The organism is Neorhizobium sp. JUb45 (genome assembly GCF_004343585.1).
In the GTDB taxonomy this organism is placed as follows: Bacteria; Pseudomonadota; Alphaproteobacteria; order Rhizobiales; family Rhizobiaceae; genus Neorhizobium.
Genome location: NZ_SLYW01000004.1, coordinates 425,815 through 437,345, shown reverse-complemented (window position 1 = coordinate 437,345; position 11,531 = coordinate 425,815). Strand labels below are relative to the sequence as shown.

Here is an 11,531-nt window from a genome sequence, read left to right as displayed (position 1 = left end):
GCCCGAAGGGCGGATGAGGGGGCTTCCCTCAAACCCGCTCGATGACCGTCGCCGTGCCCATGCCGGCGCCGATGCAGAGCGTAACCAGTGCGGTGTTCAGATCGCGGCGTTCCAGTTCATCCAGAACGGTGCCGAGAATCATAGCGCCGGTGGCGCCGAGCGGGTGGCCCATGGCGATGGCACCGCCGTTGACGTTCATGATGTCGTGGGAAATGTCGAAAGCCTGCATATAACGCAGCACGACGGCGGCAAAAGCTTCGTTGAGTTCGAACAGGTCGATATCTGCAATCGACATACCGGTGCGGGCCAAGAGTTTTTCCGTGACATCGACCGGGCCGGTCAGCATCAGCGCCGGGTCCGAACCGATATTGGCGAAGGCGCGGATGCGGGCACGCGGTTTGATGCCCAGAGACTGGCCACCCGCCTTGGAGCCGATCAGCACGGCGGCAGCACCATCGACGATGCCGGACGAATTGCCGGCGTGGTGGACGTAGTTGATCTTTTCGATCTCCGGATGCGCCTGAATGCCGACGGCTTCGAAACCACCCATTTCACCCGGCATCTGGAACGAAGCGTTGAGCGAGGCCAGTGCCTGCATGTCCGTGGTCGGACGCATGTGCTCGTCACGGTCGAGGATGATCAGGCCGTTCTGGTCCTTAACCGGGATGACAGAGTTCTTGAAGTAACCGGCGTCCCAGGCCTTGCCGGCGCGCTTCTGGCTTTCGACGGCATAGGCATCGACGTCATCGCGCGAAAAACCGTATTTCGTGGCGATCAGATCGGCAGACACGCCCTGCGGCATGAAATAGGACGGGAAATTGACCGAGGGGTCCATGTACCAGGCACCGCCGGACATGCCCATGCCGACACGCGACATGCTTTCGACGCCGCCGGCGATGACGATGTCATCCGAGCCTGCTGCGATTTTTCCGGCGCCAAAGTTGATGGCATCGAGGCCGGAGGCGCAGAAGCGGGAGATCTGCATGCCCGGAGCTTTGGTCGAATAACCGGCCTCGAAGGCAGCCGCCTTGGGGATGACGGCGCCTGAGTCCATCACCGGATCGACGCAGCCCATGATGATGTCATCGACGGTTTCGGTGTTGAGGCCGTTGCGGTCGCGGATGGCTTCCAGCGTCTTTGCCGCGAGGCGGACGGAGGGAACCTCGTGCAGTGATCCATCCTTCTTGCCGCGACCGCGCGGCGTGCGCACGTGGTCGTAAATGAAGACTTCGGTCATGGTGTCATCTCCCTGAGTGGCAACTCGGTTGCCTTGGAATCTCTTTTATATCTTCTCCCCTCGGGGAGAAGGTGGCCCGAAGGGTCGGATGAGGGGTACGGCAGGTTCGACGTTTCCGCCGTGTTCCCTTCGTCGCCCCCCTCATCTGTCCTTCGGACATCTTCTCCCCGAGGGGAGAAGAGAATTCTCAATCAAAACGCCTCTGCCGCCAGTTCCATCACGCTATCGGCCCCCGCCTCTATGCGCACCTTGCGCAGCGCGGTTTCGGGCATGATCTTTTCCATGTAGAAACGCGCCGTGACCAGCTTGTTCTTCAGATAGTCTTCGCGCGCATCGCCCGCTGCAAGCTTTTCCTGCGCGGCCTTGGCGATCTTTGCCCACATGTAGCCGAGCGTGACGAGGCCGAAGAGGTGCATGTAATCGGTCGAGCCGGCACCGGCATTGTCGGGTTTTGCCATGGCGTTCTGCATGAACCACATGGTTGAGGCCTGTACGTCGTTCAGACCCTTCTTGAGGTGTTTCGTGTAGAAGGCCAGATTTTCATCAGCACGGTTTTCCTCGCAGAAATCGCCGATTTCCTTGAACATCGCCATCACCGCGCGGCCGCCGTTGAGCGCCAGTTTTCGTCCCACAAGATCCAGCGCCTGAATGCCGTTGGCACCTTCATAGATCATGGCGATACGGGCATCGCGGACATACTGGCTCATGCCATGTTCCTCGATATAGCCGTGACCGCCAAACACCTGCTGGGCCATTACAGCGTGATCAAACCCCTTGTCGGTCAACACGCCTTTGAGGATCGGCGTGGCGAGGCCGAGCAGGTCGTCGGCGTTCTGGCGTTCCTTTTCATCCGGCGAGCGGTGGGCGATGTCGGATTTCAGCGCGGTCCAAAGGAGGAAGGCGCGGCCGGCTTCGTTGAAGGCCTTGATGGTCATCAGTGAACGGCGAATATCCGGATGGACGATGATCGGATCGGCCTTTTTGTCCGGTGCCTTGGCGCCCGAGAGCGAGCGGCCTTGGATGCGTTCATTTGCATAGGCGACGGCGTTCTGATAGGCGGTCTCGGCGATCGACAGCCCCTGCAGGCCGACGCCGAGGCGGGCCTCGTTCATCATCACGAACATGGCCGACAGGCCCTTGTTTTCCGCGCCGATGAGATAACCGGTCGCCTCGTCATAGTTCATGACGCAGGTGGAATTGCCGTGGATGCCCATCTTTTCTTCGAGCGCACCGCAAGAAACGCCGTTTCTATCACCGAGCGAACTGTCGTCCTTCACCATGAATTTCGGCACGATGAACAGCGAAATGCCTTTTGTACCTTCGGGCGCGCCTTCGATGCGGGCAAGAACAAGGTGGATGATGTTGTCGGTCATGCCGTGTTCGCCGGCGGAGATGAAGATTTTCTGGCCGGAAATCTTGTAGGAACCGTCGCCCTGCGGCACGGCCTTGGTGCGCAACAGGCCGAGATCGGTGCCGCAATGGGGTTCCGTCAGGTTCATGGTGCCGGACCATGTGCCGCCGACCATATGGGGCAGATAGGTGGCTTTCTGTTCGTCCGAACCATGGACGAGAATGGCGGCGATGGCGCCCTGTGTGAGGCCCGGATACATCATCAGCGACATGTTGGCCGACGACATGTATTCGCCGACGGCGGCGTGCAGCGTGTAGGGCAGCCCCTGCCCGCCAAACTCTTCCGGCACGGCCAGACCGATCCAGCCGCCCTGACAATACTGGTCGTAAGCTCCTTTAAAACCTTTCGGCACTGTGACCGAGCCATCATCCTTACGGGTGCAGCCTTCCTGATCGCCGGAAAGATTGAGCGGGAACAGAGCCTCCTCCGCCACCTTGGCCGCCTCGCCCAGAATCGCCTCGATCATGTCGGGCGTTGCATCGGCAAAGCCGGGCAGATTGCCGAAACGTTCGAGACCGAGCACGTCGTTCAGCACGAACAGCGTATCTTCAACGGGGGCCTTGTAGACGGGCATGCGCAAACTCCTCCTCTGCGCGCCGGCTGCAACACCGGCAAACTCCACCGCTAAAATATTGACGTTTGCGTAAACGTCAATGGCGTTTTGAAGCAGTTTTTGGAGATTTGAACGACAGCTGCAGTGGCACGCAGGACGGAGCAGCAGGTGCAAGCGAATGCGCTCCGTGAGTGATTGCGCGGCGAAAACAAAAGAGCAGAGCTCGCAAAAGCTTTCGCCTGCATGTCAGATCCAGCCGCTTCCAACAGCAAAAGTTAAAAAACCTTACCCCGGTTAACCGGGCGTTTACCACGTTTGGTGGATTGTGCGCTCTGAACTAGTCGTGGCGCACCTCATTCTTTTGTCTCGCGTTGTCTTATGAGGAGCCGCAACCACTCAAGGTTGAGGAAAGTCCTGTCCGGCATTCTCATGGGGTGGTGTCCGGTGATTTCTCCGCAAGGGGTGTCGTCGGAGAATACCAATCAGCGGATCGTCACCCGATCCGCGCTGTCGAAGCGAGCGAGACCATGAACGGATCACGACCCACGCCATCCCGTCGCGGCGAGACGTCCTCCCTGGACGCGCTCAACCGTACGATCGAGGGGCTGGAAGCACGGATCGAAGGGCTGATGCATTCATCTGCCCGCGAGCGTCAGACCAGTGAACGTCAGACCACTGAACGTCAGCCCGGCGACGGCCGCGAACAGAACCGTTATGCGGAGCAGCAGGTCCAGCAGCCGACAACGCAGAGAGCAGCGCCGCAACAGGCAGCCGCTTCCGCCGTCAATCCGCTTGAAGAAATCCGTCGCCGCCAGCGCGCGCTCGATGCCGCCCGCCACCCACAGCGCGACATCCGCCCGCCGGAAGCCTATGCCGAGCCGGCGCTGCGTGCACCGATCACACCCCGCCGCCCTATCGCGCCACCGGCAGCACCGATTGCAGACAACCGGCCGCCACGCGCCGAAAGCCGGGCGCTGCCGCCTCTGGCTTCGGCCCGCCCGGCGCTGCCGGCCAGTGCCCGCATTGCCGCACCCGCCGGCACGCCGGCTGGTCTGCCGGATGCGATCATGAACGATATCGCCGAAGCGCTGGTCACGCTGCGGCAGGATCTGAAGCAGGACATTTCGCAGGGCGTTGCCCGCGAGATGGACGGCCTGCGCTCGGAAATCCGCTCGATCCGGGCGATTGCCGAGGATCGCCATTTTGCCGACGACATGCGCAACGACCTTGCGCGGCTGGCCGACAGTATCGGAAATCTTGGCCATCGCGGCGCACCGGAAACGGAAGACCTGCGGCTGGAATTCGAAGGCCTGCGCACCGTCATGCAGGGGCTTGCCCGCGAGGACTCCATGCAGCGCATGGAAACCCAGTTTCAGGGGCTGGAAGAGCGCGTGCTCGATGCCGACCCCGGCGCGCTGCGCGAGGAACTGGTGTCGCTTGCCTACCGGATCGACGACATCAAGGGACAGCTGGGTGCCTTTGGTGACAATGGCGCCATTCTGGCACTGGAAGACAAGCTGCTGACGCTGGCCGCTGCCGTGGAACAGCTTGGCAACCGCATGGTGCCGCATAACGATCCGATGATCGTCGAGCAGTTTTCGGTGCTCGACAAGCGTCTGGACGAGATCAGCCGGGCGCTGGCGGCAAGCAGCCGCGCCTCTGCCGATGCCGCGCTGGAACATGGCATGATCGGGCGGCTGGAAAGCCGGCTGGAAGGCCTTTCCGACCAGATTGACGCCATGCATCGCGACACGCTGCAATCGGCACTGCCCGCCGCAAACGCCCTTGATGACGAAATGGGCGTGCGCATCGACGCGCTGGCCCGCAAGATCGACGATTTTTCCCGCGAACAGGGTGCGATGCGTCTGGACGAACGTCTGGAAGATCTCGCCATCCTGATGGAACGCGTGCAGCAGCCGGCGCAACCCGCCGAGCTGACTGGCTATCTTTCCGACATTTCCCGCAAGATCGATGCGCTGGAACAGGGTTCCGTCAACGACGCGCTGGCCGAGCGACTGGACCATATTTCGCGACGCATCGAAGAAATCGAGATCACGCAGCCGGCAGCGCCGCTCGATAACGCCATGTTCGGCCGCCTTGAAGGGCGCCTGAGCGATATCGCTGCGCGCCTGGACGATGCCGCCGCGGCTCCTGCCGGCGACAATGATGCGCTGCGCAATCTCGAAGACCAGATCGCCAACCTTTCGCGCCTGATCAGCGAACCGAAGACGGCCGGCGAATTCGAACTGCCTGCGGCTTTCGAAGAGCGCATGTCGGCCATCGAAGGGTATATGGCGACCAGCGACGAATACGTGATCGAGGCAGCCCGTCAGGCAGCCGAGGCCGTGGTCGAAGCCTATGCCCGCAACGGTACGGCGACAGGTGGCGCTGCACCGGACATGGGCGCGCTAACGGCGCTTGCCGAAGACCTGCGCCATCTGGAAGACCTGACGCGCGGTTCGGAAGAACGCACGCACCAGACATTCGAAATGCTGCACCGGACGCTGGTCAGCATTGCAGACCGGCTGGACACGATGGAAGGCAGCCTTTCCCGGCAGGGGAGTTTTGAGCCGTCCCGCCCTGCTCCGGCCCCTTCGCCTGCACCGACCAGAACCTCCATGCAGGCTGCACCTGCCATGCAGGCCGCACCCGTCATGCCGAAGGCGACGGTGCCGATGTTTGCCGGTGGTGAAGACCTGCACAGCTCGGTTGCCATGCCGGCAGACGAGCGCCTGGACGAACGCGCGCTGTTTGCCGACGATCTGGAAAGCGGTCTGCTGGAGAACGGCGAGGCTGCCGACGACCACGAAAATGCGCAGCGCACCGCCGACAAGGAAAGCCGCGCGATCGCTGCGGCCAAGAAATCCCCCAGCAGCCTTCTTGGCGGCATGAAGCGCTTTCTATCCGGTCACAGGGAAGCCGAACCGAAGGCGACCGATCGCACCGTGGTGGAGCCGACGCCTTCGATCGACCCTGTCGACATGTTGCTACCCGAACAGCAGAACGTGCCGCTGGAGCCGGGCTCGGGCATGCCCGACGTGAAGAAGATTCTCGAGCGCGTGCGGGCCAGCCAGGCCGGCATCAGCGCCAACCCGGCATCGTCCGACGAGAGCGTCGATTACATTGCGGCTGCGCGACGCGCGGCCAAGGCTGCGGCGCTGGAAACCGATCCGACGCTCGGCATTTCCGCCGGCAATCGCGGCAAGGCCAAGGCCGGCAAGAGCAAACCCGTCAAGACAGACCGCACTGTCGCGTTGAAAGCGCAGGGCAGCAGCGGTGGCGGCCTTTCCGGCGCATTTGCCAAACATCGCAAGCCGATCCTGCTGGCTGTCGGTGCTGTGCTTCTGGCGCTGATGGCAATGCCGCTGATCAACACTTTGACGCGTGGTGATGACGCACCGCCGCCGGAAGTGGGCATGCTTGAACAGACCGAACCCGCAGCGGAAACCGGCCTGCCCGCCAACGAAACCATAGAACCCGCGCAGAATTCCGCAGATGCAGCACCGATGGCGGCTCCGTCCGCCGATGGCGCAGAAGCCTCGGCCCCGGTGCCGGAAGTGGCCCAATCGACGTTGCCGCCAACCGGTGCCGCGCCTGAACAATCCGTCGGCGAGGCAATTGCCCGGTCCGAAGCGCAGGTCGAGGCACCGGCATCTGCCGCCCCTCAGGCTGCGATCGAAGTGCCAGCGACAATGGGACCGAAATCGCTGGCAGACGCAGCCGCCGCCGGTGATGCGCAGGCGCTGTTCGAAATCGGTGCCCGTTATCAGGATGGCCGTGGCGTTGCCGCGAACCTTCCGGAAGCCGCGCGCTGGTATGAGATGTCAGCCGCGCGTGGCCTTGCACCGGCGCAATATCGCGTTGCCAACCTTTACGAGAAAGGCACCGGCGTCGAACGCGATTTCACCAAGGCGATGAGCTATTACGAGCAGGCGGCCAATGCCGGCAATGCCAGCGCCATGCACAATCTCGCGGTGCTTTACGCATCGGGTGCGGCCGGTACGCCGGATTACGCCAAGGCTGTGAGCTGGTTCGAAAAGGCAGCCGATCTCGGTGTCTCCGACAGCCAGTTCAACCTTGCAATCCTTTATGCCCGCGGCAATGGCGTGCCCCAGAACCTCGACGCCTCCTACAAGTGGTTTGCGGTTGCAGCCCGCGGCGGTGATCAGGATGCCGCCCAGAAGCGCGACGAAGTGGGCAGCGCCATGCGTCCGGAACAGCTGAATGCCGCGAAGGCGCAGGCCGATGGCTGGCAGGTCAAGCCGGTCGATCCCAACGCCAACAGCGTCAACCTGCCGGACGAATGGGTCGGCAGGGGTGAAAAGACCGCTTCGGTCGACATGGAAAAGGCGATCCGCAACATCCAGGCCATTCTCAACAAGAATGGTTTCGATGCGGGCGCACCGGACGGCAAGATGGGCGCCAAAACCGTCACCGCCATCCGCTCGTTCCAGAAGGCCAATGGCATGGAGCCGGACGGCAAGGTGAACGAGGCACTGGTGCGCAAGCTTCTGGCCACCAACCAGGGCTGATCGGAAAACGACATCGGACGGCGCGCGACCGAAAGGTTTGCGCGCTTTTCTGTATTATGAGCACGGCGTAGGCGTGAATTGGTGATCGGAAATTCGCCGCATTAATCCAAGCTTATGGATTGACCTGTCTAATGGGCGGGCGCATGACAATCGAGCCCGGCCCCGTCACCCCGACGTTGGCCGGCATTGTTTTTTCATCGCCGCAACGGGCGGTTACCCACGCGATCACCGCCCGCGACGGCGAAGCCGTTCGAGGTTGACCGTGACTGTCTATCTGCCGATTGCAGAGCTTTCGGTGAACATTTTCATCATCCTCGGCATGGGTGCGGCGGTCGGCTTTCTGTCCGGCATGTTCGGCGTCGGCGGCGGTTTTCTGATCACGCCTCTGCTGATTTTCTACAACATCCCTCCCGTCGTGGCCGTTGCCACCGGCGCAAACCAGGTGGTCGCCTCGTCGATCTCGGGCGCCATCACCCATTTCCGGCGCGGCACGCTGGATATAAAGCTGGGGACGGTGCTGTTGGTCGGCGGTCTTTTGGGGGCGACGGCGGGTATCTGGGTGTTTTCCTGGCTGCGCAGCATAGGCCAGCTCGACCTCTTCATCGCCATTCTCTACGTGCTTCTGCTCGGCACGGTCGGCACGCTGATGCTGAACGAAAGCGTGCGGGCACTGCGCCGCGCCTCCAGAAACGAACCGACGACACTGAAACGGCCCGGCCACCACACATGGGTGCACCGGCTGCCGTTCAAGATGCGATTCAAGAAATCAAAAATCTATCTGTCGGCCATTCCGATCGTGGCACTGGGTTTCTGTATCGGCGTCCTGACCTCCGTCATGGGTGTCGGCGGCGGTTTCATCATGGTGCCGGCGATGATCTATCTCTTGCGCATTCCCACCAACGTGGTCGTCGGAACCTCGCTGTTCCAGATCATTTTTGTAACCGCCTATACGACCATGGTGCAGGCAGCGACCAACTATTCCGTCGATATCGTGCTGGCCACCATCCTGATGGTGGCGGGCGTGATCGGTGCGCAATACGGGGTGCGCGTCGGCCAAAAACTGCGCGGCGAACAGCTGCGCGCGCTTTTGGCGCTGCTGGTTCTGGCCGTGGCGCTGCGCCTTGCGGTGACGCTGGTGGTAACGCCGGCCGATCTCTATTCCGTCACCATCGGGAGTTTTTGATGCCGCTCCCTGCGACCCTTCGCCGTCTCGCTTTTCTTGCAGCCCTTGTTTTTGTCGGTCAGCCCGCTGCCGCACAGGTGCCGTTCGGCGAAGCGACGACCGCCAAGGAAGGGCTGGAGATCGGCACCTCGACCAGCGAAATCGCCATCGCCTCGGATTTTCGCGGGGCGGACCTCACCATTTTCGGCGCGCTGACCAATGCCGACGAACTGCTGCTCGCCATCGGCCAGTATGATGTGGTGGTGACGCTGGAAGGGCCGCTCGACTATGCAACGGTGCGCAAGAAAAGCCGCGTTCTGGGTATCTGGGTCAATACCGAATCCATGACCTTCGAACAGGTGCCGGCCTCCTACTCGGTGGCGGCGACGCGGCAGATCGACGACATTCTTTCGAGCGAAGGCGGCCTGCCGATCGGCACGGAGCATATGCGCCTGTCGCCGACCGGTTATGTGGGCAATGCCGGAAACCTCACCGAATTCCGCGAGGCCTATCGCCGTCTGAAACTGGCGGGAGGTCTTTACCAGCACGACTTTGGCGGCGTGCGTTTCGTCTCGTCCAGCCTGTTTCGCGCCAGCCTGCGCCTGCCGGCCAATGTGCCGGATGGTGTGCATATGGTGCGCGCCTACCTGTTCAAGAGCGGCACGCTTCTGGCCGAGCGCGAACTGCCGCTCCGCGTCAACAAGACCGGCATAGAACAGCAGATCACCGATGCGGCGCATAACCAGCCGATTGCCTATGGCATTTTGTGCGTGCTGATTGCGCTGGTGACGGGCTGGGGGGCTAGTTTGATGTTCCGGAAGAAGTGAGTGGTGGTGGGTGGCTGCTTTTGCTGCCACGGACGGGCGTCGACCAATACCTAGCAGCCTATGCTATTGGTCAGACAGCAGGGGTAATAGATGGATCTAATAGCCGAGAAGCTTATCGGAAAAGAGCTGAGGGAAATTCAGCACAAAGCAAAATATGATACGATGATCATTTTCGAAGATGGCAGCATAACGGCTTGGACCGATGTCAAGGTCAGCATATCTTTTGGCGATGACCCGGTCATAGTTAGAGATGTGGTATGGTCCGGCGAGTGGTTCACGATCCTCTTCAATGAGGGTGAGATACGGGTAAGCCGTATCCCAACCTCGACCAATCCCGAGTGTTTCATCTATGGCTCTATAGGTCAGCCTACTTTGATGATTGTAGATCGTGGAGAGGAATAGCCGCACGCCCGCAATCGGCCGTTTCCGTTGAAAAAGTCGGCGTTTGGTTTTTGCGAGCGAGTGCTCTCCGCGCATACCCGGCTATCGTTCTGTTTGATCAATGAGGCGAGGAAAAATGGCAATTCGATCGGGCGATCAACCGGCGATCACGGGAGTGGTTACCTCTTATATCGAACATTGGGAACTGACTACAAAGCAAGCGACCGCATTGGTTAAGGCAACCGATGAGACGGAGATTGCTGAGCTTGAGGCTCGCTTTGGGTTCAGCCAGCAGGATGCCGTCACCCATTTTGTTGAGCAGACGGAATGGGGGCTGGAGACATTCCCACAGTATCAGGACCGTCGAGGCTCATTTCGCGAAAGGTTGGAGGCGCTTCGTTCAAGATGGAATGACTGGCAAAGTTGCTGAAGACGATCTGACATCCTCACAACAATCTACAGAATACGCCGTAAGCGCCCCCCATCCGCAACGTCGCCGCTGCGGATGGGCATATCAGCCAAAAATCACATGGCCGGCAGGATGGCGATGTCGCGGACTTCCTTGTCCGTGCCGGTGATGGCGCCGACTTCGGTGGCCGCACCGGTTTCCAGATTGACCGTGTAGAGCGATTTTCCGGCCGCCAGATAAGCGGTGTTCTTGCCACCCTCTTCACCCTGGATATCGAAGGCGTAGGTGGCGGGCTTGTCCTTGATGCCGAGCTTGCCGATTGCCTTCAGCGTGCCGTCATTCGGCTTGGTCTGCTGGATCAGCGCGCCGATCGTGGCGTCGATATTGTACATCGCCGTCTTTTCCGGCTTGCCGATCGAGTTGGTATAGGCGGCGGCAACGATGTTCGGGGTCTCGCCCTTGTGCATGTCGCCATCCTCATAGGCCAAAACGCCATCGACGGTGACGGCACCGGTATCGGGGTGGACGCGATGGTTGGTGGTGCCGCTCATGAAGCGCAGGCGGTCGGCCATCGGGTTGAAATCGACCACGACCGGCGCTTCCGTGATGGTCAGCATCTTGTCCATCTTGGCGACTTCGGTGGCAGCGCCGGTTTCGAGGTTGATGGAGACGATCGTGTGTTCCGGTGTGACGCCGATCACCGTTTTGGTGCCGGGGCGGAAATCGATGCCGACCAGCTTGGTCACGCCGGTGACGTCCATGGTCTTGGTGACGGCCGGTTTTGCCGTGTCGAACATGACGAGCGTCTTGTCGCCGGTGAGGCCGAGCACTGGGGCGGCGGATGCGGTGGCAAACGATGCGATCAGCATGGTGGATGCGATAAGCGAGGTGCGAGCGATGGTCATGACGTTCTCCCGTTACGTTTCGATCTCGTCGAGAGCGCTTTTGGCACACGGCCTTTTCACGTCTCTCGAAAGGGAGACACATGGGAGAGTGCGTCTGGATGCAGGGTCTAAAAA

General features: G+C 61.1%; 8 protein-coding genes. 5 read left to right on the top strand and 3 right to left on the bottom strand.

Annotation, left to right across the window (positions count from 1 at the left end; all coding sequences use genetic code 11):
* Positions 1-28: 28 nt before the first annotated feature.
* Together EDF70_RS18935 and EDF70_RS18925 are read right to left on the bottom strand one after the other, a co-directional pair.
* Positions 29-1,237, bottom strand: coding sequence for an acetyl-CoA C-acetyltransferase (locus EDF70_RS18935; protein WP_132276701.1), 1,209 nt, complete (start codon positions 1,235-1,237; stop codon positions 29-31).
* Between the two features lie 191 nt (positions 1,238-1,428).
* Positions 1,429-3,222: an acyl-CoA dehydrogenase C-terminal domain-containing protein gene (locus tag EDF70_RS18925; protein WP_132276699.1), complete on the bottom strand. Its 1,794-nt coding sequence runs from the start codon at positions 3,220-3,222 to the stop codon at positions 1,429-1,431.
* 506 nt (positions 3,223-3,728) lie between these two features.
* Between EDF70_RS18925 and EDF70_RS18920 the strand changes: the two genes are divergently transcribed.
* From EDF70_RS18920 to EDF70_RS18900, 5 genes are all read left to right on the top strand, one after another.
* On the top strand, positions 3,729-7,733 hold the full coding sequence (locus EDF70_RS18920; protein WP_132276697.1) for an SEL1-like repeat protein: 4,005 nt from the start codon (positions 3,729-3,731) through the stop codon (positions 7,731-7,733).
* Positions 7,734-7,995: 262 nt separating this feature from the next.
* On the top strand, positions 7,996-8,916 hold the full coding sequence (locus EDF70_RS18915) for a sulfite exporter TauE/SafE family protein (RefSeq protein WP_132276695.1): 921 nt from the start codon (positions 7,996-7,998) through the stop codon (positions 8,914-8,916).
* Complete coding sequence (locus EDF70_RS18910) at positions 8,916-9,722, top strand: TIGR02186 family protein (protein ID WP_132276693.1); 807 nt, start codon at positions 8,916-8,918, stop codon at positions 9,720-9,722. Before EDF70_RS18915 ends, EDF70_RS18910 begins: the two co-directional genes overlap by 1 nt.
* 90 nt (positions 9,723-9,812) lie before the next feature.
* A complete protein-coding gene (locus tag EDF70_RS18905) occupies positions 9,813-10,124 on the top strand; it encodes a hypothetical protein (RefSeq protein WP_132276691.1) in 312 nt (103 codons plus the stop codon).
* 115 nt (positions 10,125-10,239) lie between these two features.
* Positions 10,240-10,533 carry a hypothetical protein gene (locus EDF70_RS18900; RefSeq protein ID WP_132276689.1) on the top strand — a complete coding sequence of 98 codons (294 nt, stop codon included), beginning with the start codon at positions 10,240-10,242 and terminating at the stop codon, positions 10,531-10,533.
* A 95-nt stretch (positions 10,534-10,628) separates the two neighbouring features.
* Here EDF70_RS18900 and EDF70_RS18895 read toward each other — a convergent pair whose 3' ends face one another.
* Positions 10,629-11,417, bottom strand: coding sequence for a DUF4394 domain-containing protein (locus EDF70_RS18895; RefSeq protein ID WP_132276687.1), 789 nt, complete (start codon positions 11,415-11,417; stop codon positions 10,629-10,631).
* Positions 11,418-11,531 lie beyond the last annotated feature (114 nt).